The organism is Kitasatospora aureofaciens, from assembly GCF_001188955.3.
Taxonomy (GTDB): domain Bacteria; phylum Actinomycetota; class Actinomycetes; order Streptomycetales; family Streptomycetaceae; genus Kitasatospora; species Kitasatospora aureofaciens.
In genome coordinates, this window is the sequence record NZ_JPRF03000029.1 from 85867 (window position 1) to 108793 (window position 22927).

Consider the following 22927-nt stretch of genomic DNA (forward strand, 5'->3'; position numbering starts at 1 on the left):
CATCCCCGCTCCCGAACGCGAACTCACCCGAACGAGTGAGGCCTGCGCGTCAGTTGTGCAGGAAGGACTCCAGCGACGACGCCAGGGCGACCGGCGCCTCGTACATCGGGTAGTGCCCGCTGCCGCCGAGCTCCTCCAGCTCCGCGTTGGGGTAGTGCTCCAGCCAGGTGCCCCGCATGACGTCGGCGGTCAGGGCGAGGTCGTGCTCGCCGACGATCACCTTGACCGGCACCGGGTTCCCGTTGATCCGGCGCTCCAGGTCGGCCGTCGTCCAGTCCCGGACGTACCCGTCGAAGGCCTCGGCGTTCGACAGCCGCAGCGACTGGTCGACCATCCGGTCCAGCCAGACCCGGCCGGCCCGCTGACCGGTGACCAGGTCGAGGATCGCGTACCGCTTCTCCCGGTCCCCGGCGGCGCCGTAGAACAGCGCCTCGCCGGCCTCGTCCAGCGGGTACGCCCCGGCCGGCACCGGCGCCAGGCCGACCAGCTTGCGCACCCGCAGCGGCGCCTCGGCCAGGACCTGCTGGGCAGCCTTGCCGCCCATCGAGTGGCCGACCAGCGAGAAGCGGTCCCAGTCGAGCTGGTCGGCGAGGGCGAGCGCGTCGGCGGCGATCTCGGCGAGGGTGTACTCGCCGGTGACGTCCTTGCGTTCGCCGTAGCCGCGGTAGTCGAGGAAGGCGTAGCTGAAGGCCCTGCCGTCGAGGTAGTCGAGGAAGGGGCCCCAGCCCGCGCTGGTGCCGAACCAGTCGTGCAGGACGAGGACGTGGTGGTCGCCGGTGCCGGTCACGCGGTGAGGGATCGTCATGCCGGTGGTCCTCCCCCGGAAACCACCCGTCCGAACGACCGGTCCGTGAAACGCGCCGTCCGCCGGGTCAGGCGGTCGGCCGCCGGGCGAACGCCGGGGCGTGTTCGGGGCGCGGACCGAGGGCGATGAGCCGGGAGAGGGCGAGCCGGACCGCGGGCACCCGGCGGGAGACCACGGCGAAGCCGGTGGGCGGCCCGGAGCGGCGGCCGGAGAGCACCGGCGCGAACATGACGCCGTGGAGGATCCGCTGGAGCCGCTGCATGACCACGGTGGGCCACCAGCGGCGCCGCTGCACCCGGGCCAGGGCGGCGACGGTCGGGCGGCCGCGCCGGAGCGGTTCGGCGAGCAGGGTGGCGGCGGCGACGGCGTCCTGGACGGCGAGGTTGATGCCGACGCCGCCGGCCGGGGACATCGCGTGGGCGGCGTCGCCGATCAGCAGCAGTCCGTCGACGTACCAGCGGTCCAGCCGGTTGAGCCTGACGTCGAGCAGGTGGACGTCGTCCATGCTCGCCAGCTGGTCGACGCGGTCGGCGTACTGCGGCATGATCCGGGCGATCCGGGCGCGGAAGCGTTCGATGCCCTCGCCGCGCAGCCGGGCGTCGGAGCCCTTGGAGTTGAAGTACGCGATCTGGAAGAAGTCGTCGCGGGTGAGGCTGAGCGCCATGTCGCGGTCCCCGAAGCCGGGGGTGAGGTTGGGTGGGGCGGTCCGCTCGTGGGCGTGCCGGGGGAGGCGGAACCACCAGACGTCGAAGGGCACCGGGTACTCCCGGGGGGCGAGACCGGCCTCCCGGCGCAGCGTGGAGTGCCGGCCGTCGGCGGCGACGGTGAGGTCGGCGCGGATCTCGCCCTCCTCGCCGTCCCGGGTGCGGTAGCGCACGCCGACCACCCGTCCGCCCTCCCGCAGCAGCCCGGTCGCCTCGGTGTTCATCCGCACGGTGAAGGCGGGCTCCCGCTTCGCCTCCTCGACCAGGAAGTTGAGCAGGTCCCACTGCGGCATCATCGCGATGTAGTTGTACGGAGCGGGCAGCCGGTCGAAGGCGCTCAGCACGACGGTGCCGACGCCGGGCAGCGGCAGCACCAGGTTGCCGAGCCGGCTCTGCGGGAGTTCGGCGAACTTCCGGCCGAGGCCGAGTTCGTCCATCAGCCGCACGGTGGAGGCGTGGACGGTGTCGCCGCGGAAGTCGCGCAGGAAGTCGGCGTGCTTCTCCAGCACGGTCACCTCGACCCCCGCCCGGGCCAGCATCAGGCCCAGCATCATTCCGGCCGGTCCGCCCCCGGAGACGACGACGCTCATGGCTTTCTCCCCTCGGTCCCCTTGCCGCTCCTCGTGGAACTTGCATATAGAGAATCTCTGGAACCGTCTCAGGTGTCAAGTAGTACGATGCTCCACATGCAGGATCTGGTGAAGGCCGCCCTGGCAGCGGCGAAGGAACGCGGACAGGACGTCGCGGACGTGCCGCTGACGGCGATCGCGACGGCCGCCGGGATCTCGCGCAGCACCCTGCTGCGCCGGCTCGGCGGCTCCCGCGCCGCCCTGGACGAGGCGGTCCGGCAGACGGGCGTCGACCCGGGCGGACGCCCGCCGGTACGGGAGCGCGCGATCGAGGCGGCGGCCCGTCTGGTGGCCGAACGCGGCCTCGGGGCGATCACCCTGGACGCCGTCGCGGACCGCGCCGAGTGCTCGCTGCCCAGCCTGCACGCCGTCTTCGAGGGCCGGGACGGCCTGCTCGCCGCCGTCTTCCTGCAGTACGGCCCGCTGCCGAACCTGGAGGCGCTGGCGGCCGACCCGCCCGAGCGCCTGGACGACACCGTCCGGGCGCTCCACCACACCTTCCTCGCCAGCCTCGCCGACGAGCCGCGGATCGTCCCGGCGGTCTTCGCCGACCTGCTCAGCCGCCCCGACGGGCCCGCCGCCCGGATGATGACGGTCCACATGCCGCGGATCGTCGAGGGCCTCGGCCGGCTGCTGTTGCCCCACGTCGAGTCCGGCCGGATCCGACCGCTGCCGCTCCCGGTTCTGGTGCAACTGCTGCTGGGCCCGCTGCTCAGCCGCGTCCTGATGCGCCCGGTGCTCGAAACCACCCTCGGGGCCGGCCTGCCCTCGCTGGACGAGTCCATCGACCTCTTCACCGAGGCCTACCTGCGGGCGGTCGCCCTGCCCGCCCCCGACGAGAGCACCCCCGGAGGAGAGCCGTGATCGGCACACTGCAGTGCCTGGTGCTGGACTGCCCGGACCCGGGGGCGCTCGCCCGGTTCTACGCGGCTGTGCTCGGCGGCGAGGTCGACCGCCCGGACCGGCGGTGGTCCCTCGGCGCCGGCTGGTCCACCCTCCACCTCGACGACGGGACGGTGTTCTGCTTCCAGGGCGTCGCCGACCACCGCCCGCCCCGCTGGCCCGACGGGGAGCACCCCCAGCAGGCGCACCTGGACATCGACGTGGCGGACCTCGACACCGCCGAAGCCGCCGTACTCGCCCTCGGTGCCGTACGGCTCCACGACGCCGGCGGCTGGCGCGTCCACGCCGACCCGGCCGGGCATCCCTTCTGCCTCGTCAGGGGCTGAGAACGCCGAGCCCCGGCCCCCGGACAGTGCCGGGGAGCCGGGGCTCAGTGCTCTTCTGAGCGGGGGATCAGGCGCTGCGGCGGCGCCGCGCGAAGAACAGCGCGGCGATGCCGCTGGCGAGCAGGCCGGCGGCGGCCGCCGCGGCCGCCAGCATGCCGTCCGAGCCGGTGTGGGCGAGCGAGCCGCCCGCCGACTGGGTGTCGGTGGTGCTGTCGGTGCCGGTGGCGTCGGAGCCGCCACCGGAGGTGCTGGTGAGGCCGGCCTTGACGGCGGTGGTGTCACCGCCCGCGGCGCCCTTGCCCGTGCCGCTGACCGGGGTGCTGGTGACGTCCACGGGGAAGCCCTGCGGGCCGACGGAGGCGGGGAAGTCGGTGTTCTCGCCGAGGACGGCCCAGGTGTTGACGTAGGTCCGGCCGATCGGGGCGCCGTCGGTGAAGCCGAGGCGGACGTGCTTGGTGACGGTGGTCGAGGCGGGCAGGTTCTTGTCCGCCGTGAGGTGGTAGACGACCTGGTCGGCGCCCGGCTGGCTGGTCGGGACGCCGGTGACGTTCTCCCAGCTGCCGTCGGCCTTCTGCACCTGGAGGGTGCTGCGCCGGTCGGTCTGGACGATGGGCGACACGTTGTCGTAGGCCGAGGCACTGGAGTTGATGAAACTGATGTCGAACTCGGCCGGGGTGCCGCCGGGGACCGCGGTGGTGGGCGCGCCCTTGGTCTGCACGTCGAGGGCCTTGAGCGCGACGTCCTTGGTGCTCTCGGCGAGGACGTACTGACCCGTCCTGTCGAGGACGGCCGAGGCGAGCTTGACGGTGCCGCTCTGGCCGGCCCAGTCGTTGTTGAGCGGGGCGGCGAGGCGGAGCTGGACGGTCTTGGCGCCGTGGGCGGGGACGGTCACGTCGTTGAGGGAGCCGATGAAGTGGAACCCGTCGGGCTGCTGCTTGAAGGTGAGCCCGACCGGCTTCCAGTTGCCGTCGGCGTCGAGGGACTCCAGCGCGATGCGGCCGTCGCTGCGGGCGTTCGGGTTGCTCGCGTCGAGCTTGAGGTTGAACGGCGCGTCGGAGCTGCCCGCGTTGGTGACGGTCTCGGTGAACTCGACCGGCTTGCCGCCGTTGCCGATCGACGCCGGCTCCTGCACCGACAGGCCCAGGGCGGAGCCGGTGAGGTTGATCGCGATGTACTGGGGGCCGACCGAGACGGGCGAGTAGTTGCTGCCCTGGTCGAGCAGCGCCCACGGGTGGACGTACGTCGTGCCGATCTTGGCGTCTCCGGTGAAGCCGAGGCGCAGGTGCCGGGTGAAGGTCTCGCCCGGCGCCAGGTTCTGGTCGTCCGCGAGCTGGTAGAGGAGGTCTCCGCCGGCGTGGGGGAGGGAGGTTCCGGTGAGGGTCTGCCAGCTGCCGTCGGCCTTCTGCATCTGGAGCGTGCTGGACTTGTCGGCTTCCAGGACCTTGGAGACGTTGGTGAAGCGGGAGGCGCTGGGGTTCTTGATGGTGACGTCGAACTCGACCGGCGCGCCGCCGATGACGGCGGTGGTCGGGGCGTTCCCGACCTCCAGGGTCACGTACTCGGCCGAGACGTCCTTGGTGCTCTCGGCGAGGACGGTGCTGCCGGTCGCGTCGAGGACGGCGGAGCTGAGCTTCACGGTGGACACCCGGTCGGTCCAGTAGGAGTGGAGCCCGGTGGTGAGGCGAAGCTGGACGGTCCTGGTGGCGCCGGCGGCGACGGTCAGGCCGGGCACCGTGTCGGTGACGGGCTTCCAGGCGCCGTCCGTGTCGCGGTACTCGACCTTGATGACCTGGTTGGCGAGGGGGCTGGCGTCGGTCGCGGCCTTGACCCGCAGCTTGAACGAGGCGTCGGCGGTGCCGGAGTTGGTGACGGTCTCGGTGAACTCGACGGGCCCTCCGCCGCGGCCGACCGTCGCGGGTGCGTCGACCTGCAGCGACAGCTTGTCGGCCGTGGCCTTGGCGGTCGGCTCCGCGGTGGCGGTGGCGGTGGCGGTGGCGGTGGCGGTGGCGGCCGGGGCGTCGGCGGCGTAGGCGGCCGGGGAGGCCACGACGACGCCGGTCGCCAGCAGGACGCCCAGGGTGGCGGCGGTGAGAACGGTGGAGCGCGAACGACGTGCAGGCACGACGGACATTCGAGTACCCCCCAGGGTGTTGCACCGACAGCGTTCTGCCGGTCGATCAGCGCGGTCACGGTCGGACCCGAGGTCCGGGGTGGTGCCCCCGGTGTCGCCTGCGGGTCGCTCGGGCGGGCTTCCCCGCCGCTCACTCACATAGACGTGCGACAGGCACGGGGGTTGCAGGTGGGTTCAAAGTTTTTTCGGAGAATCTTCAAAGCCCCTCTGACCTGCGGATTCGTCCCCTGGCCTGCCCGGCGGATCAGTCCAGCACCAACCGGTCGCCCAGCCGCAGCCGCCCTGGAGCGGCCACCTCGGCGAGGGCGTCGAGCCGGCCCTCGTGGGCGTGCGCGATCGCCTTGAGGATCTCGGGGGCGTGCGGCAGTCCGGGCTGCGGGGCGCCGCTCATCGCGCAGCGCTCGCTGGAGGCGACGAAGGCGAGCCGGGCGCTGTCCGGGGCCTCGCCGTGGGCCCGGCGGCCGAGCCAGGTGTCCTCGACGAAGGGCGGAGTGCCGGGCGGGGTGCGCAGCACGATGTTGGGACGGAAGCGGCGTTCGTCCACCACGGCGAACGGGACGGCCTCGCGGACCCAGTCCAGGGTGGCGGTGGTGAGCAGGCTGACCGGCAGCCGGTCGAAGTGCGAGACGGCGTCCTCGCGGGCGAGTTCGACGTCCGCGCGCTGGAGGTAGGCGCGCAGGAAGGCGGTCGGGCGGTCGATCGGACGGCCGAGCGGGTCGAACAGTTCGGGGCCGTCGATCCGGTGGCCGAGGCGGGCGGAGAGTCGGAGCAGGCCGTCCATCCGGCGGAAGCGGCGGGTGTTCTTGCCCGAGCCGAGCCTGCCGGAGGCGTCGCGGACGGCGTAGAGGCGGTCGCCGGCCAGGCCGCGCAGGTCCACGTCCACGGCGCCGAGCCGCTCACCGCCGGTGGACTTCACGGGGTAGCGCCAGAGCCGCTCGACCACTCCGATGATCTCAGCCATGGCCGGACAGCCTAGTGGCGCCACCGGGGGATGGTCTAGACCAAGTCCCCTGCCGGATGGGCCTCCATGCGTGGTCGGGGCACCCCTCAGCCCAGCCGCGCCACCGCCCGCACCGGAGCCCCGTCCGCCGCCACCAGCCGCAACGGGAACAGCGAGACCTCGACCGGCCGGCCGGCCTCCTGCGCCTCCAGCAGCGCCCGCAGGTCGGTCAGGTTCTCGGCGATCACCCCTCCGCCCTCCGCCCCCAGCAGCACCCGGTGGGCGGCCAGCGTCGACTCCTCCACCGCCGGGTCGGGCCCGTCGTGCTCGTCGGTGAGGTCGGCGAGCAGCGCGGCCACCGCCCGGTCGTCCGGCCCCGGGTCGGGAGTGGGGTCCACGCTCAGCGCGTCCACGCCGACCGTCCGCACCCCGGCGGCCACGATAGCCTCGGCGGCGGCCGGGGTGAGGCTGGGGTGGGCCAGGTAGGCGTCGGTGCCCCAGTGCCGGGCCCAGCCGGTGGCCAGCAGCAGGACGGAGCCCTCCCCGCAGCGCTCCAGCGCGGGCGCCAGCAGTTCGGGGGTGACGGCCGTACGGGGCTCCAGCCCGCGCAGGTCGGCCACCACGGCCGGGCCGGTGAACCGCTCCAGCGGCAGCCCGTCCAGGGTCGGCCAGGTGACGTCCACGTGGTACGGCGCGTCCACGTGCGTCCCGGACTGCGAGCCGAGGTGCAGGGCCAGCACGTTCACCCCGGCGGTGGCGGTGGTGAGCGCGGGCTCCAGCAGGACAGCTGGGTCGCCGGGGTAGACCGGCATCGCGGTGGTCACCTGATGGGTGAGGTCGACGAGGGTCGCTGCCATGCGCCCATCCTCCCAGGGGGCGCGCCGCCGCGGGCCCGCTCCGCCGTCCCCGGGCCGAAGCCGCAGGTGGGGGCGGGACAGAATTGCCCCATGGGAACTGCGAAGCGTCAGCCGTGGGTGGTCGGGGTCTCGGGAGCGTCGGGGACGCCGTACGCGGCCTCGGTGATCCGGGCGCTGCTCGCCGCCGGTGAGGCGGTGGACCTGATCGTCAGCCGGGCCGCCCGGCTCACCCTCCTGGACGAGACCGGCATCTCCTTCCGGGACGCCCACTGGCGCACCGACCTGGCGCGCTGGCTCGGGACGGAGGACCGCCTGGACGACGTCCGGTACTGGCCGGCCGGGGACTTCGCGGCCGGACCGTCCAGCGGCTCGTACCCCGCCAAGGGCATGCTGGTCGTCCCCGCGACCACCGGCGCGGTGGCCGGGATCGCGCTCGGCCTGAGCAAGGACCTGCTGCAGCGGGTCGCCAGCGTCACCCTCAAGGAGCGCCGCCCGCTGGTCGTGTGCGTGCGCGAGACACCACTCAACGGGGTGACGTTGAAGCACTTGGTGGAACTGGACGCGCAGGGCGCGGTCGTGCTGCCCGCCTCGCCCGGCTTCTACGCCGGCGGCTCCACCGTGCGCGAACTCGTGGATTTCGTGGCCGGACGGGTGCTGGACGCGGTCGACGTGCCGCATTCCCTGTACCTGCGCTGGGAGGGCGAGTTGGGCGCGGCCGCCCGCAAACCGGGCGACGGGGACGGCGATCGGGCTGAGGGGGAGTAAGGAGAGCGAGGGTGGGAGAGTATCTTCTCTGCGATATCCGGGACGGTCAGCGCACAGCGCCTTTGAATCCGGATAATGATCTGTGGGTCTGGTGAGGTTCGGAAGGACGCGGACGGTATATGGACACGGTGGACAGGCAGCTCATCCAGGCGCTCCGGGAGAACGGCCGCGCGTCCTACGCCGAGCTGGGCCGGCTGGTCGGTCTCTCCGGCCCGAGCGTCACGGACCGCATCAACCGCCTGGAGCAGGCCGGTGTGATCACCGGTTACCGCGCGACGGTCAACCCGGCCTCGCTCGGCTTCGGCGTCACGGCCCTGATCGGCCTTCAGCTCACCGACGCGGCCGACCACGAGGACGTCGCGTTCCGGCTGAAGGACCTCAACGAGGTCGAGGACTGCTGGTTCATCGCGGGTGACGACTCCTACATGCTCAAGGTCCGGGTGGCCGACGTGGCCGGGCTGGAGTCGGTGGTGAAGCGGATCTCGGGCACGAAGGGCGTGGCCAGGACGCGCACCACCGTCGTACTCTCCACGAAGTGGGAGAACCGGGTGAGTGAGCTTCCTCCTGTAGGAGAGTGACGTATGGCACTGGTCGGTCTGGAGGAGCTGCGCGCCGCCCGGCAGCGGATCGCGGGGGTGGCCGTACGCACCCCGCTGGTCCCCGCCCCCTGGGCGGCCGAGGGCGAGCGGCGGCTCTGGCTCAAGCCCGAGAACCTCCAGCCGACCGGGGCCTTCAAGACCCGCGGCGCCTACAACCGGCTGTCCGCGCTGTCCGCGGACGAGCGTTCCAGCGGCGTGGTCGCCCAGTCCAGCGGTAACCACGCACAGGCGGTCGCGTACGCGGCGCAGCTGCTCGGCATCAAGGCCGTGATCGTGATGCCGGACACCTCGCCCGCGGTCAAGGTGGAGGCCACCCGCTCGTACGGCGCCGAGGTGATCCTGGTGCCGCCGGCCGAGCGGGACACCCTGCCCGGCGAGCTGGCCGACCGGCACGGCTACGTCTGGGTGCCGCCGTACGACGACCCGTTCATCATCGCGGGCCAGGGCACCGTCGGCCTGGAGATCGCCGAGGACGCCCCGGCCGAGCTGGACACCGTCCTGGTGCCGGTCAGCGGCGGCGGTCTGATCGGCGGGACGGCGGCCGCGCTCAAGCTCACCCGCCCGGGCGTCCGGGTGATCGGCGTGGAGCCGGAGCTGGCCGCCGACGCCCGGGCGAGTCTGCGCTCCGGGCGCCGGGTGGAGTGGCCGGCCGCGGACACCTACCGGACCATCGCGGACGGGCTGCGCACCCCCTCGGTCGGCGTGCTGCCGTACGAGCACATCACCGCCTACGTGGACGACATCGTCACCGTCACCGAGGACGAGATCCGCGCCACCGTCGCCCTGCTGGCCCGCCGCGGCCGGCTGGTCGCCGAGCCCTCCGGCGCGGTCGCCCCGGCCGCGTACTTCCACCGGGCCGCCGAGACCGGGGGCCAGACGGTGGCCGCCGTGGTCAGCGGCGGCAACATCGACCCGGGTCTGCTCGCGGAGCTGCTCTCGGCATAGGCGTAGGCTCCTTCCGGCAAGGAATCGAATGTCGGAGGAGGCGGGTCACCGCATGGACGCAGGGCTCAAGCGCGAGCTGGAGGCGAAGGTCTACGCGGGTGAGCGGCTGACCCGCGAGGACGGGATCGCGCTCTACGAGAGCGACGACCTGGCCTGGCTGGGCGGGCTGGCCCACCACGTGCGGACGCGGAAGAACGGCGACGTCGTCCACTTCAACGTCAACCGCCACCTCAACATGACCAACGTGTGCAGCGCGTCCTGCGCGTACTGCTCGTTCCAGCGCAAGCCGGGCGAGAAGGACGCGTACACGATGCGCATCGAGGAGGCCGTCCGCCTCGCCAAGGCGATGGAGAGCGAGTCCCTCACCGAGCTGCACATCGTCAACGGCCTGCACCCGACCCTGCCGTGGCGCTACTACCCGCGCTCGCTGCGGGAGCTGAAGGCGGCGCTGCCGAACGTCTCGCTGAAGGCCTTCACCGCCACCGAGATCCACTGGTTCGAGAAGATCAGCGGCCTGTCCGCGGACGAGATCCTGGACGAGCTGATCGACGCCGGCCTGGAGTCGCTGACCGGTGGCGGCGCGGAGATCTTCGACTGGGAGGTCCGGCAGCACATCGTCGACCACGACACCCACTGGGAGGACTGGTCGCGGATCCACCGCCTGGCCCACGGCAAGGGCCTCAAGACGCCCTGCACCATGCTGTACGGCCACATCGAGGAGCCCCGCCACCGGGTCGACCACGTGCTGCGGCTGCGCGAGCTGCAGGACGAGACCGGCGGCTTCCAGGTCTTCATCCCGCTGCGCTACCAGCACGACTTCCACGACTCCAAGGACGGCGTCGTGCGCAACAGGCTGATGGCCCGTACCGAGATGGCCACCGGCGCCGAGGCCCTGAAGACCTTCGCGGTCTCCCGGCTGCTCTTCGACAACGTCCCGCACGTCAAGGTCTTCTGGGTGATGCACGGCGTCACCACCGCCCAGCTGGCGCTCAGCCACGGCGCGGACGACATGGACGGCTCGGTGGTCGAGTACAAGATCACCCACGACGCGGACAACTTCGGCACCCCGAACAAGCTCGGCCGCGAGGACCTGCTCGGCCTGATCCGGGACGCCGGCTTCCGCCCGGTGGAGCGCAACACCCGCTACGAGATCATCCGCGAGTACGACGGCCCGGACCTGACGCGTCGCGAGACCCCGCAGGCGATGCGCCTCTGACCTGCGAACTCCCCGCCGCCCGGACCGCACCCGCGGTCCGGGCGGCGGCGCCTTCACGGCTCCCGCACGGGACCCGGGTTTACCAACGGGTACGGCGTTTGGCAGGATCGACCGCATGTCCGGTTCTCATCGCGCCACCGAGTACCCGCCGTACGAGCCGATGCAGGAACCGGTGTACGGGGTGCCCCAGCAGTCGAACGAGGCGCCGTACAGCGCTTACGAGCCGTCCCCGCAGGGCCACCCCGGCGAGTACCAGCAGACCGCTGACGGGTACTTCGAGGCGTACGGCGAGACGTTCCAGGCGTACCCCGCCGAACCCCAGCCGGTGTACCAGGAGTATCCGGAACCGGCCTACGAGCCGTACCAGCAGCCGGCCCACGAGCAGCCGGTCGACCAGGAACCGGCCTACGAGCAGCCGGCCTACGAGCAGCCGGTTCCCGAGGAACTCGCACCCGTGCTGCCCCTCGCCTCCGTGGCCCCCGCCGCGACCCCCGCGCCGGGTGGCCGGGCCGCCGCCCGGGGCCGGCGGCGCAAGGCCAAACAGAAACGTCACGGCAAGGCCGTGATGGCCGGCACCGCGCTGCTGGTCGCGGCCGCCGCCGGCTGGTACACCGTCGGCCAGGACAGCGCCAAGTCCGTCGCCACCGCGGCCGACGGCCCCGGGCCGGAGGGCGTCAGCAAGCCCGACCACCCCGCGCCCGCCCCCGGCGCCGTCCAGGCCGCCGCCGACCGGCAGTCCGCCGCCCCGGCCGCCGGCCGGAGCGAGACCCGCCCGGACGGATCGCTGGCCGCGATACCCGGCCTCGGTGCCGCCTTCACCGCGAAGATCCCCGCCGCGACCACCCAGGTCGTGGTCGCCAGCGGCCAGGGCAAGGACACCGACAAGAACAGCGTCACCCTGTGGACCCGCACCCCCGAGGGCCGCTGGCTGGCCGGGGAGACCTGGCAGGGCCACAACGGCAAGAACGGCTGGACCACCGACCACAACGAGGGCGACCTGCGCAGCCCGATCGGCGTCTTCGACCTCACCGACGCCGGCGGCCGCAACGACAACCCCGGCAGCAAGCTCCCGTACGACAAGGACCCGAGCTTCGTGGTCTCCGGGACGGGCTTCTTCGGCGACCAGCTGGACGGCTCCTTCGACTACGTGGTCGCGATCAACTACAACCGGGTCGCCGGCAGCTCCCCGCTCGACATGCGCCGCCCGATGGGCACCAAGAAGGGCGGCGGCATCTGGCTGCACGTCGACCACGACGGCCCGACCCACGGCTGTGTGTCGATACCCGAGGACAAGATGGCCCAGCTGATCCGCACCCTGGACCCGGCCGCCCACCCGGTGATCGTGATGGGTGACGCCGCCTCGCTGGCCGCCTGACCTCGGCGGACGTCCGGACCCAGGCGCCCCAAGGCGCTTGTGGGGCCCCTACAGATCGGCGGGGCGGATCCTGTAGCCGGTCATGCCCGGCTGACCAGCGGGTAACCCGGTTCCATGGCAGCATGAGCGGTTCGCGCATTGTGGCACTCGGCCACTACCAGCCCCCCAAGGTCCTCACCAACGACGACCTGGCGGCATTCGTCGACACAGACGACGAGTGGATCCGCACCCGCGTGGGCATCCGTACCCGGCACATCGCCGAGGGCGAGACCCTGGTCGACCTCGCCGCCGAGGCCGCGCAGAAGGCCCTCGCCAACAGCGGCCGGACGGCGGCGGAGATCGACCTGGTCGTCGTCGCCACCTGCACCGCGATCGAGCGCAGCCCCCACACCGCCGCCGCGGTGGCCGCCCGTCTGGGCGTCCGCTCGCCCGCCGCGTACGACATCAACACGGTGTGCTCCGGCTTCTCCTACGCGCTGGCCACCGCCGACCACGCGATCCGGGCCGGCGCCGCCCGGCGCGCCCTGGTGATCGGCGCCGAGCGGATGACCGACACGCTCGACTGGACCGACCGCTCCACCTGCGTGATCTTCGGCGACGGCGCCGGCGCCGCGGTGGTCGAGGCGCAGGAGGAGGGCGCCGAGCCGGGCATCGGGCCGGTGGTCTGGGGCTCCGAGCCGGAACGGGGCGACGCCGTGGTGATCACCGGCTGGGACCCGGTGATCAGCCAGCAGGGCCAGTCGGTGTTCCGCTGGGCCACCACCCAGCTCGCCCCGCTGGCCCGCGAGGCCTGCGAGCGGGCCGGGCTCGACCCGTCGGAGCTGAAGGGCTTCGTCCCGCACCAGGCCAACCTGCGGATCATCGACGCGATCGCGGGCAAGCTGGGCCTCGCCGACGCGGTGGTGGCCCGGGACGTGGTCGACTCCGGCAACACCTCGGCCGCCTCCATCCCGCTCGCCTTCTCCAAGCTGGTCGAGCGCGGCGAGCTCTCCCCGGGCGACCCGGTCCTGCTCTTCGGCTTCGGCGGCGGCCTGGCCTACGCCGGCCAGGTCGTCCGCTGCCCCTGACTCGCCCGCTCGCCTCCGGAGCGCTCTGACCCGGCGCCGACGGTCGTCGCTCCGGCGCTCGTTCCTCGCTTGTCGCTCCTCCCTTTCGGCACCGGCGCGCCCCTTCGGCTCGGGGCGGGGACTCGCCCGCTCGCCTGCGGGCCGCTCCCGACCCGGCGCCGACGGTCGTCGCTCCGGCGCTCGTTCCTCGCTTGTCGCTCCTCCCTTTCGGCACCGGCGCGCCCCTTCGGCTCGGGGCGGGGACTCGCCCGCTCGCCTCCGGAGCGTTCTGTCCCGGCCCTCGCTGGGGCCGCACATGCCGGTGGGCGGGCACCCTCGTACGGGTGCCCGCCCACCGGCATGTCTGGCGCGCGTGCGGTACGTCGGCGGACCTCCCCCGAGGACACGGCCGCCGTCCGTCGTACCCCGGACAGGAGGCCGGGGCTGCGCGCGGAGCGGATGGTGGATCGAACGGACGGTGCTACTTGGGCGCCTTCTTACCGGTGACGCCCAGGTACACCAGGGGAGCGAGGTTGGGTTTGAGATCCTTCACTTTGACGCCCCAGGAGGTGAAGGCCTTCTGGTGCTCGGCCGCCGAGGCGAGCAGCGAGACCAGGGCCCCCGAGACGGCGTTCGGGTCGAGCGATTTGTCGGCCTGACCCTTCGCCTGGAGTTCCTTGACGGCCTCGGCGAGCGGCTTGGCGACCGAGTTGAGGACGGTCATGCGGATCTTGAAGAACCGCTTGTCCCCTTCCGCGGCACCGAGCGTGACCACTCGGAGAATGGCGTCGTTCTTGCGCCAGAAGGCGAGGAATCCGTCGACCAGTTCTTCCGAAGTGGTCGGTCCGGACTTCCCTGCCCAGGACTTTCCGGCCACCAGCTCTTTGAGGGTGTCGGAGTCCTTGGCCATTTCCTCGGCGATTTCGAGGACTGCGCCCTCGACATCCGGGAAGTACTGGTAGAAGGTCGCGGGGGAGGTACCCGCCATACGGGCGACGTCGATGACCTTGACGTCCCGATAGGGCGACGTGCTGAGCATCTCGCGGAGGCAGTCGAGCAGCTTCTGCCGCGTCTCCTGTCCGCGTCGCCCGGCGACGCGACCGTCGACGGTGCGAACTTGTCCTGTCATGCCGTCAGCTTACCGTGGCAAGATCTTGGCGCGATTCGGTGATGCGACTATTACTCCGCACGGGGGGTTGCTATAGGGCTCCGAAGCACTTCGGACGGAATTTCACCGGGCCTCGCAGCCGCTCTTGAAGCCCCCCCGTGTGCTTTTGACCCCATAGCGTGACGGCGAGTCCGCTGAGGGTTGGTCGGGTGACAGAGCGTGACCGGTCGCACCGGGTGTCGAGTCGACGGTCCGGGCGCCGGGGCGCAAGCCGTGGCCGGAACGGGCGTCAGAATCCGGCCGTTCCGTCGTCGCCGGCCAGCGGACCGGTCGGCGACCGCCTCGCGGTGGGGGAGGTTGGAGATGCGCCGGGCGGCATTGGAGAATCGGGTCCGGCACCACGCGGCGGGTGCGGACAACGGGGAGGTGGCTGCGGAGTGGACCAGCTGACGGCGCACGATCCGAGGCGGATCGGGCCCTTCGAGGTGCTGGGGCGGCTCGGCGCGGGTGGGATGGGGCTGGTCTACCTGGCGCGCTCCGCCTCCGGGCGCCGGGTGGCCATCAAGACCGTCCGGGGGGAGCTGGCCGAGGACGAGCTGTTCCGGGTCCGCTTCGCCCGCGAGATCGCGGCGGCCAAGACGGTCGGCGGCTTCTACACCGCGGCCGTGGTGGACGCCGACGCGGACGCCCGGGTGCCCTGGCTGGCCACCGCGTACATCCCGGCGCCCTCGCTGGAGGACCTGGTCGAGGAGTGCGGCCCGCTGCCGGTGGAGGCGACCCGCTGGCTGGTCGCCGGCATCGCCGAGGCCCTGCAGTCCATCCACGCGGCCGGGCTGATCCACCGCGACCTCAAGCCCTCCAACGTCCTGGTGGTCGAGGACGGCCCCAAGGTGATCGACTTCGGCATCGCGTCCGGGGTCTCCAGCACCCGGCTGACCATGACCAACGTCGCGGTCGGCACCCCCGCCTACATGTCCCCGGAACAGGCCCGGGACAGCCGGACCGTCCGGGGCGCCAGCGACGTCTTCTCGCTCGGCTCGCTGATGGTCTTCTGCGCCACCGGGCACCCGCCGTACCGCGGCTCCAACCCGGTCGAGACGGTGTTCCAGCTGCTGCGCGAGGAGCCGGACCTGACCGGCATGGCGCCCGAGCTGATGGACCTGGTCCGCGCCTGCATGCAGCAGGCGCCCGAGCGCCGGCCCACCCCGGCGCAGATCCAGGCCGAGCTGGCCCCGCACCTGTTCTCCCGGGACGACGCCTCCGGCGAGGCCGGCGACTGGCTGCCCGCCCACGCGCTGGAGCTGATCGAGCGCAAGCGCGGCCGACGCCCGAGCGCGCCGACGCCCCGCCCGTACTCCGGGCCGGCCGAGCAGCCGCAGCAGCCGCCGCTCCAGGCCCCGCCGCAGCGGCCGCCCGTGCCGCCGCAGCCCGTCGGCGCGGACGACCCGCGCACCTACCCGGGCCCCGGGCAGGCCCCGCCGGCCGGGCCGGTGCACGCCGGGCCGCTCCCCGGGACCGGGGACGGCGAGATCCCGACCGCGAAGATCCCCTCCAAGAACAAGCACCGGGCGCCCACCGGCGGCGTCGCCGTCGAGGTGCAGCTGTCCGGTGCCTCGGTGCGGATAGGCCCGGGGCCGCGGGCCGAGCACGAGCAGCCGGGTGCGAGCACCGCCCCCGCCGCGACCGACTGGGTCCGGCGGGCGGCGCCGACCCCGTCACCGGCGCCCCCGCTGACCCCGGCCCCGCAGCCCTCCCCGGCTCCGGCCGCCCGCTGGCGCCCGTGGCGGTTCCGGATGTCCAACGACGTCTGGGGCACCCCGGTGGTCGCCGACGGCACGCTCTTCGTCTCCAGCTTCGAGGTGCACGCGCTGGACATCGGCTCGGGCGAGCGCCGCTACAAGACCCGGGACGTCGCCTGGGCGCTCGCGGTGGACGCCGGCCGGGTGCACGCCGCCGACGGCCCGCACCTGTACACCGTGGACGTCGCGGACGGCACCGAGCGCTGGCGCACCTCGCTGGACGGCTGGGTCTACTCGCTGTCCGCCGCCGACGGCGTGCTCTGCTGCGGCGTGCGGGGCGGCGGCGTCCAGCTGCGCGCGGCCGCCACCGGCGCCGAGCTGTGGCGCGCCGACGACGCCCAGCAGGACTACGAGAACCCGCAGTCCGGCCCGGTCCTGGTGGGCGGCTCCGCCTACTACTACGGCGCCGGGCGGCTGCGCTGCGTCGACCCGCGCGGCGCGGGCCTGCGCTGGTCCTTCCAGGTCGGCGAGGACGTGCCCTCGCACCCGGTCGAGCGCGGCGGCGTGCTGTACGTGACGGCGGGCACCCGGGTGTACGCGCTGGACGCGGCCAGCGGGGTCGAGCGCTGGCGCTTCGACGCCCCGGTGGTGCTGTTCACCCCGCCGGCGCTGGACGGCGACGCGGTCTACGTGGCCGACTACCTGGGCACCGTCTACGCGCTGGACGCGGCCACCGGCCTGGACCGCTGGCGCGGGGTCACCGGCGGCCGCCAGGGCGCCGAGCCGCTGGTGGTCGGGGACGGCATGGTGCTGGTGGGCAGCGGCGAGGTGCTGTACGCCTTCGAGGCGGCGACCGGCCGGGAGCGCTGGCGCTACACCGCGCGCGGCGAGATCGTCGGCTCCCCGGCGCTGGCCGACGGCCTGGTGCACCTGGGCAGCCGTGACCACTCCCTGCACACCCTGGACCTGGCGACCGGTCAGCTGCGCTGGGAGCTCGGCACCAAGGGCGAGCTCACCGGCTCCCCGGTGGCGGTCGGCGGGCGGGTCTTCGTCGGCTCCAAGGACCGCTGCGTGTACGCGCTGGACGCCTTCTACGGCACGGCGGTGCCCGCCCGCTGAGCGGGGCGGACACCGCCGGTCCGGTGACGCCGGGGCGTCAGGCCTTACGGGCCTCGGGGTGGCGGCTGCACCAGCCCTCCCAGGCGGAGGAGACCATGTCGGCCACGTCGTGGCTCGCGCTCCAGCCCAGCTCGCGGTGGATCAGGTCGGCGGCGGCCACCACCCGGGCCGGGTCGCCGGGGCGGCGCGGGGTCACCTCGGCGGTGACGTCGTAGCCGGTGACCTTGCCGATGACCTCGATCATCTCCTTGACGCTGACGCCCTCGCCACGGCCGATGTTGAGCACCAGCGCGGTCTCGCCGGCCGGGTCGGCGGCCAGCCGCTTGGCGGCGGCCACGTGGGCCGAGGCGATGTCGGAGACGTGGATGAAGTCGCGGACGCAGCTGCCGTCCGGGGTCGCGTAGTCGTCGCCGAAGACCCGCGGCGCCTCGCCGGCGGTCAGCCGCTCGAAGACCATCGGGATCAGGTTGAACACCCCGGCGTCGGAGAGCTCGGGCGAGGCGGCGCCGGCCACGTTGAAGTAGCGCAGGGCCACGGTGGACATCCCGTACGCCTTGCCGGCCGCGGCGACCAGCCACTCGCCGGCCAGCTTGGTCTCGCCGTACGGGCTCATCGGCGCGCACGGGGTGGACTCGGTGACCAGGTCGACGTCCGGCATGCCGTAGACGGCGGCGGAGGAGGAGAACAGGAAGCGCTTGACGCCGCCCCCGGCCGCGGCCTCCAGCACCGTCTGCAGGCCGATCATGTTCTCGCGGTAGTACAGGAACGGCTGCTCGACCGACTCGCCGACCTGCTTCTTGGCGGCGAAGTGCAGGACGCCCTCGATGCCGTGCTCGCGGATCGCGGTGTCCAGGACGGCGCGGTCCAGGGTCGAGCCCTCGATCAGCGGGACGCCGTCCGGCACCCGGGAGGCGTCGCCGGTGCTCAGGTCGTCCAGGACGGCGACGCGCTCGCCGGCGTCGAGCAACTGGCGGACGACGTGCCCACCGATGTATCCGGCACCGCCGGTGATCAACCAAGTCATGGGGCAATCCTAGGCGTTCGAATGCGGGCCACCGGGTTCGGGCGAGTCGGGACGGCGATCCGGACAAATAGGTGAAATGCTGACAAAGTTTCCCGTGCTCTCATGCCCGCGCCCTCGGCGTGGTGACGAATCGGAGGCAGCCAGGTGAGCCGAACGAAGGAACACAACCGCCCGCTGCCGGCCGGCCCGCGGCCGACCGGGCCCAGGGCGGCACAGGGCCGGCTGCTCGCGCCGGGCGCGGTCGCGGTCGTGACGGCGCTCGCGCTGGCGCTGGCCGGGTGCAACAGCTCCACCTCTTCCTCCTCCGCGGCCGCCTCACCGACGGCCGGCTCCCCGTCCGGCACCACCAAGCAGGCCTCCTCCGCCCCCGGCACCCAGCCGGGCAGCGCCAACCAGTTGCAGGACGCGTACCAGAAGGTGATCGGCGACGTGCTGCCCTCGGTGGTCCAGATCACCACCGGCGACAGCCTCGGCTCCGGGATCGTCTACGACGACAAGGGCGACATCGTCACCAACGCCCACGTGGTCGGCTCCGCGACCACCTTCACCGTCACCCTGGCCAACACCACCAAGTCGCTGGATGCCACCCTGGTCGCCAGCTACCCCGACTCCGACCTCGCGGTGATCAAGCTCGGCAGCCCGCCGAGCGGCCTCAGGCCGGCCACCTTCGGCGACTCCGGCAAGGTCCAGCTCGGGCAGATCACCCTCGCCATGGGCAGCCCGCTCGGACTCTCCGGCAGCGTCACCCAGGGGATCGTCTCGGCCACCGGGCGGACCGTCTCCGAGCCCCGCAACGCCGGCTCGCCGGGCGCCACCATCGGCAACATGGTGCAGACCTCGGCCGCGATCAACCCGGGCAACAGCGGCGGCGCACTGGTCAACCTGGACAGCCAGGTGATCGGCATCAACACCCTCGCCGCGACCGAGCCGCAGACCAACGGCGCGGCCGCCCCCGGCATCGGCTTCGCCATCCCGGCGTCCACCATCACCAACATCGCCGACCAGCTGATCAAGCAGGGCAAGGTCACCAACTCCGGCCGGGCCGCACTCGGCATCACCGCCCGGACCAGCTTCGACCAGCAGTTCCAGCCGGCCGGCGCGGTCATCGTGGCGGTCAGCCAGGGCGGACCGGCCGCCTCGGCGGGGCTCCAGCCCGGCGACGTCATCACCAAGATCGGCGACACCCCGGTCGACTCGCTGAACGCGCTCACCACCGCGCTCGCCTCGCTCACCCCGGGCAGCAAGGTGACCGTCACCTACACCCGGGACGGCAACAGCAGGACCGCCGACGTCACGCTCGGCACGCTGGAGAGCAGTTCCCAGGGCACGCCCTGAGCCCTTCGACGGCGTTTCCGACCCCGGTACGCAGACCGGCCCGCCCACCGCGCAAGGGTCCCGCGGGCCGTCCGGCGCACCGGACCGGCGCCGGGACCCCGTCCGCTGCCTCGACGGGGTCCCGGCGCCCTTCGCCGGGCTGACAGGTCCTAGCGGCGGGTGGTGCGGGTGCGCCAGGGCAGCTCGACGGTGACGGTGGTCGGGCCGCCCTCCGGGCTGTTCACCAGGAACACCCCGTCCACCGCCCGGATCCGCTCGGCCAGCCCGCCCAGGCCGCTGCCCGGGTAGGGGGCGGCCCCGCCCTTGCCGTCGTCGTGGACCAGCACCATCAGCTGGTTGTCGGAGCGCCAGACGTCGACCGAGGCGGTCCGGGCGCCCGCGTGCTTGGAGACGTTGGTCAGCAGTTCGCTGACGGTGAAGTAGGCGATGCCCTCGACCGCCGAGTCCGGGCGCTCGGGCTCGCCGTCCGGTCCGGCCAGGTCGACGTTCACCTTCACCCCGCCGGGGACGGTGCAGCGGGCCGCGACCGCGGACAGCGCCGCGTCCAGGCCGCGGTCGGTGAGCACCGCCGGGTGGATGCCGCGGGCCAGGTCACGCAGTTCCTGCAGGGCGAGCTTCACCTCGCCGTGCGCGTTGTCGACCATCCGGGTGGCGACCGCCACGTCCTCCTGGGTCTCCACCTCGCGCAGCCGCTCCTTGGCCATGCCCAGGTCCATCGCCAGCGCGACCAGGCGGGCCTGGGCGCCGTCGTGCAGGTCGCGCTCGATCCGGCGCAGGTCGGCGGCGGCGGTGTCGACCACGGTGCCGCGGTCGTCCTCCAGCTCGCGCACCCGCTCGGCCAGCGCGCCGGGGAAGAGCAGTGACTCGATCAGGATCCGGTCGACCGCCGCCATCGTGCGCACCACCACGGGCAGCACCGGCCACAGCACGATCACCGAGACCAGGGACAGGGCGAAGCTCAGGATGCCCCAGGGCAGCATCAGCACGTTGTAGAGCGCCGAGCGCCAGTTCAGCAGGTCGGTGAGGTGGGCGATGGTGTAGGCGACCATGCCCGGGCGGCGCGGCCTCACCGGCTCCGGCTCGTCGATCCGGGAGCCGTAGACGGAGCGGGCCCGGTTGCGGCCCTGCGCGCCCAGGGCGCGGGAGCCGGCCAGGCCGGCGGCCAGCACCGGCAGGCCGATCACCGTGACCGACAGGCCCAGGCCGACGGAGAGCGCGGTGACCGAGAGCACGAAGCCGGCGATGCCCAGCGGGAGGTTGAGCATCAGGTGGCCGACCTGGCGCCACATCCGCGCGCCGTACAGCGGCGGGCGTTCCATCCGGGCGTCCTGCTCCCTGATGGCGTCCACGGCGCGGTTCAGCGACTTCATCGGATCATCCGTCCCCTCGTTCGAGCTGGCGGACCCAGCATCCCGAATCGCGGGCGGGGTGTGCCATGGGGGTGATACATCTTCCCGGCCGGGGGTTATCCCCACCCCGACCGGTCCCCGGGCGTTCATCCGGACGTCCACGGGACGTCTTGCGGAGCGGGCAGGTTTCGGGGGGAGTGGAGCCGTCCCCTTAGACTCACGCATTGGCCACGGTTAAGACCGTGTGAGTAAAAGTCGTAGAACTGTCTTGAGGGCGGATTCGCGGCCGAGGTGGAGGCGAAGGCATGGAGTGGCAGCAGACGGCTGCCGTCGCGGCCGACCCAGCGGTCGGCAGCGGCTACTTCGACGCGTACGCCGCGATGGGCCTGCTGGCCGTCATCGGGGTGCTCTTCGTCGCCGTGGCGTTCACCGCCAACCGCCTGCTGCGGCCGGTGGTGTACTCACCCGAGAAGCTCCTCGCCTACGAGTGCGGGGTGGACCCGGTGGGCGAGGACTGGGCGCACACCCAGATCCGCTACTACGTGTACGCCTTCCTGTACGTGATCTTCGCGGTCGACGCGATCTACCTGTTCCCGTGGGCGACCGTCTTCGCCGCCGCCGGGTACGGCGCCGGAACGCTGGTCGAGATGTTCCTCTTCATCGGCTTCCTCGCGGTCGGACTGCTCTACGCCTGGAAGAAGGGCGTTCTGGAATGGACGTGACGCACACCCACTCGCACGGCGCCCAGGGCGGTCCCGTCCCGCTCGGGCTGCCCGACCCCGCCCGCCCCGGCGCCGTAGAGCGCCGCGGCCTCGGCCCGCTGGCCCGGCTCGCGCCCGACCCGGTCAAGGTCGTGCTCAACTGGGGCCGCCGCTACAGCCTCTGGTGCTTCAACTTCGGCCTGGCCTGCTGCGCGATCGAGTTCATCGCCGCGTCCATGGCCAAGCACGACTTCATCCGGATGGGCGTCATCCCGTTCGCGCCCGGCCCCCGTCAGGCGGACCTGATGATCGTCTCCGGGACGGTCACCGACAAGATGGCGCCCGCCGTCAAGCGCCTCTACGAGCAGATGCCCGAGCCGAAGTACGTCATCTCCTTCGGCGCCTGCTCGAACTCCGGCGGCCCGTACTGGGACTCGTACTCCGTCACCAAGGGCGTGGACCAGATCATCCCGGTCGACGTCTACGTGCCCGGCTGCCCGCCCCGGCCGGAGGCGCTGCTCCAGGGCATCCTCAAGCTGCAGGAGAAGATCGCCGCCGAGTCCCTGCCCGGCCGGTACGCCGCGCCCGCAGCGGCGCTGCGCCGTCCGCTGGTGCCGGGGCCCCCGGCCGGCCCGTCGGCCGGTGCTCCGGCCGGTTCGTCCGAGGGAGGGGTCTCGTGACCACGCCCGAGCAGTACGCGGCGTCGGTCGGGGAGTGGGCGACCGGCGCCGAGGCGTACGGGCTGATCACCGTCGACGTGCCGGCCGAGCGCTGGATCGAGGCGCTCACCAGCGCCCGGGACGTGCTGGGCCTGGGCTTCTTCGACTGGCTGAGCGCCGTCGACGAGCTCGCCGAGGGCTTCTCCGTGGTCGCGCACCTGGCCGCCGCCGAGGCGCCGGGGGTGCGCCACCTCGCGCTGCGCACCCGGGTGCCGCGCGACGGGGCCGCGCTGCCCAGCGCCGTCGCGGTGTACGCGGGGGCCGCCTGGCACGAGCGCGAGACGCACGAGATGTTCGGCATCGACTTCCCCGGGCACCCGTACCTGGCCACCCTGCTGCTGCCGGACGGCTTCGAGGGGCACCCGCTGCGCAAGGAGTTCGTGCTCGCGGCGCGGGTGGCCAAGGACTGGCCGGGCGCCAAGGAGCCGGGCGAGCCGGACCACGGCGGCGGGCCGGCCCGCCGCAAGATGCAGCCGGCCGGTGTGCCGGACCCGAACGAGTGGGGGCCGCTCAAGGGCACCCTGCCGCCGGTCGCCGAGCGGCCCGCGCGCGGTGCGCGGGCGGCGGGCGCGACACCGAGGCGCTGTCCGGG

General features: G+C 73.0%; 20 protein-coding genes and 1 pseudogene. 13 read left to right on the top strand and 8 right to left on the bottom strand.

Features of this window, described 5'->3' with window-relative positions:
• Positions 1-49: 49 nt before the first annotated feature.
• Together HS99_RS19565 and HS99_RS19570 are read right to left on the bottom strand one after the other, a co-directional pair.
• Entirely contained in the window at positions 50-805 is a 756-nt protein-coding gene (locus HS99_RS19565; RefSeq protein ID WP_030551585.1) for an alpha/beta fold hydrolase, read from the bottom strand.
• Between the two features lie 67 nt (positions 806-872).
• Positions 873-2099, bottom strand: coding sequence for an FAD-dependent oxidoreductase (locus tag HS99_RS19570; protein WP_030284234.1), 1227 nt, complete (start codon positions 2097-2099; stop codon positions 873-875).
• A gap of 96 nt (positions 2100-2195) precedes the next feature.
• Here HS99_RS19570 and HS99_RS19575 point away from each other — a divergent pair, with 96 nt between their 5' ends.
• Together HS99_RS19575 and HS99_RS19580 are read left to right on the top strand one after the other, a co-directional pair.
• Positions 2196-3002 carry a TetR/AcrR family transcriptional regulator gene (locus tag HS99_RS19575; protein ID WP_030284231.1) on the top strand — a complete coding sequence of 269 codons (807 nt, stop codon included), beginning with the start codon at positions 2196-2198 and terminating at the stop codon, positions 3000-3002.
• A complete protein-coding gene (locus HS99_RS19580; RefSeq protein WP_030284229.1) occupies positions 2999-3367 on the top strand; it encodes a VOC family protein in 369 nt (122 codons plus the stop codon). Before HS99_RS19575 ends, HS99_RS19580 begins: the two co-directional genes overlap by 4 nt.
• 67 nt (positions 3368-3434) lie before the next feature.
• On the opposite strand, the gene HS99_RS19585 is transcribed toward HS99_RS19580, so the two are convergent.
• The 3 genes from HS99_RS19585 to HS99_RS19595 all read right to left on the bottom strand — a co-directional run bounded on the left by HS99_RS19585 (position 3435) and on the right by HS99_RS19595 (position 7295).
• Positions 3435-5489, bottom strand: a complete 2055-nt coding sequence (locus HS99_RS19585; RefSeq protein ID WP_141763767.1) for an LPXTG cell wall anchor domain-containing protein — start codon at positions 5487-5489, stop codon at positions 3435-3437.
• Positions 5490-5742: 253 nt separating this feature from the next.
• Positions 5743-6459: an MOSC domain-containing protein gene (locus HS99_RS19590; RefSeq protein ID WP_030551581.1), complete on the bottom strand. Its 717-nt coding sequence runs from the start codon at positions 6457-6459 to the stop codon at positions 5743-5745.
• An 86-nt stretch (positions 6460-6545) separates the two neighbouring features.
• The gene (locus HS99_RS19595; protein WP_030284224.1) at positions 6546-7295 is read right to left on the bottom strand and encodes a cyclase family protein; all 750 of its coding nucleotides are present in this window, start codon (positions 7293-7295) and stop codon (positions 6546-6548) included.
• A 90-nt stretch (positions 7296-7385) separates the two neighbouring features.
• Here HS99_RS19595 and HS99_RS19600 point away from each other — a divergent pair, with 90 nt between their 5' ends.
• The 6 genes from HS99_RS19600 to HS99_RS19625 all read left to right on the top strand — a co-directional run bounded on the left by HS99_RS19600 (position 7386) and on the right by HS99_RS19625 (position 13262).
• On the top strand, positions 7386-8060 hold the full coding sequence (locus HS99_RS19600; protein WP_030284222.1) for a UbiX family flavin prenyltransferase: 675 nt from the start codon (positions 7386-7388) through the stop codon (positions 8058-8060).
• 119 nt (positions 8061-8179) lie between these two features.
• Positions 8180-8638 (top strand): Lrp/AsnC family transcriptional regulator, encoded by a 459-nt coding sequence (locus HS99_RS19605; protein WP_030055719.1) that lies wholly within the window; start codon positions 8180-8182, stop codon positions 8636-8638.
• A gap of 3 nt (positions 8639-8641) precedes the next feature.
• Positions 8642-9604 carry a threonine ammonia-lyase gene (locus HS99_RS19610; RefSeq protein WP_030284219.1) on the top strand — a complete coding sequence of 321 codons (963 nt, stop codon included), beginning with the start codon at positions 8642-8644 and terminating at the stop codon, positions 9602-9604.
• 52 nt (positions 9605-9656) lie between these two features.
• The gene (gene mqnE, locus HS99_RS19615; protein ID WP_030551577.1) at positions 9657-10820 is read left to right on the top strand and encodes an aminofutalosine synthase MqnE; all 1164 of its coding nucleotides are present in this window, start codon (positions 9657-9659) and stop codon (positions 10818-10820) included.
• Between the two features lie 115 nt (positions 10821-10935).
• Positions 10936-12195 (top strand): L,D-transpeptidase family protein, encoded by a 1260-nt coding sequence (locus tag HS99_RS47855; RefSeq protein ID WP_267885515.1) that lies wholly within the window; start codon positions 10936-10938, stop codon positions 12193-12195.
• A gap of 122 nt (positions 12196-12317) precedes the next feature.
• Positions 12318-13262 carry a beta-ketoacyl-ACP synthase III gene (locus HS99_RS19625; protein ID WP_030284214.1) on the top strand — a complete coding sequence of 315 codons (945 nt, stop codon included), beginning with the start codon at positions 12318-12320 and terminating at the stop codon, positions 13260-13262.
• 460 nt (positions 13263-13722) lie between these two features.
• Here the strand turns inward: HS99_RS19625 and HS99_RS19630 are convergent, their stop codons facing one another.
• Entirely contained in the window at positions 13723-14370 is a 648-nt protein-coding gene (locus HS99_RS19630) for a TetR family transcriptional regulator (protein WP_030284205.1), read from the bottom strand.
• Between the two features lie 416 nt (positions 14371-14786).
• On the opposite strand from HS99_RS19630, the gene HS99_RS19635 reads away from it, so the two are divergent.
• The gene (locus tag HS99_RS19635) at positions 14787-17207 is read left to right on the top strand and encodes a serine/threonine-protein kinase (protein WP_030551573.1); all 2421 of its coding nucleotides are present in this window, start codon (positions 14787-14789) and stop codon (positions 17205-17207) included.
• 37 nt (positions 17208-17244) lie between these two features.
• Here the strand turns inward: HS99_RS19635 and galE are convergent, their stop codons facing one another.
• Positions 17245-18231: a UDP-glucose 4-epimerase GalE gene (galE, locus tag HS99_RS19640; protein WP_030284203.1), complete on the bottom strand. Its 987-nt coding sequence runs from the start codon at positions 18229-18231 to the stop codon at positions 17245-17247.
• A gap of 222 nt (positions 18232-18453) precedes the next feature.
• On the opposite strand from galE, the gene HS99_RS19645 reads away from it, so the two are divergent.
• Positions 18454-19566, top strand: a complete 1113-nt coding sequence (locus HS99_RS19645) for a S1C family serine protease (RefSeq protein ID WP_030551571.1) — start codon at positions 18454-18456, stop codon at positions 19564-19566.
• Positions 19567-19715: 149 nt separating this feature from the next.
• Here the strand turns inward: HS99_RS19645 and HS99_RS19650 are convergent, their stop codons facing one another.
• Entirely contained in the window at positions 19716-20936 is a 1221-nt protein-coding gene (locus HS99_RS19650; RefSeq protein ID WP_030551569.1) for a sensor histidine kinase, read from the bottom strand.
• Between the two features lie 284 nt (positions 20937-21220).
• Between HS99_RS19650 and HS99_RS19655 the strand changes: the two genes are divergently transcribed.
• The 3 genes and pseudogenes from HS99_RS19655 to HS99_RS19665 form a co-directional block, all read left to right on the top strand.
• Entirely contained in the window at positions 21221-21637 is a 417-nt protein-coding gene (locus HS99_RS19655; RefSeq protein ID WP_030284196.1) for an NADH-quinone oxidoreductase subunit A, read from the top strand.
• Positions 21628-22122 (top strand): annotated as a pseudogene (locus HS99_RS19660) (NADH-quinone oxidoreductase subunit B); the annotation flags it as partial. The gene HS99_RS19655 and the pseudogene HS99_RS19660, both read left to right, overlap by 10 nt.
• On the top strand, positions 22110-22927 hold an 818-nt coding region (locus HS99_RS19665), incomplete at its 3' end, for an NADH-quinone oxidoreductase subunit C (protein WP_503104914.1). The pseudogene HS99_RS19660 and the gene HS99_RS19665, both read left to right, overlap by 13 nt.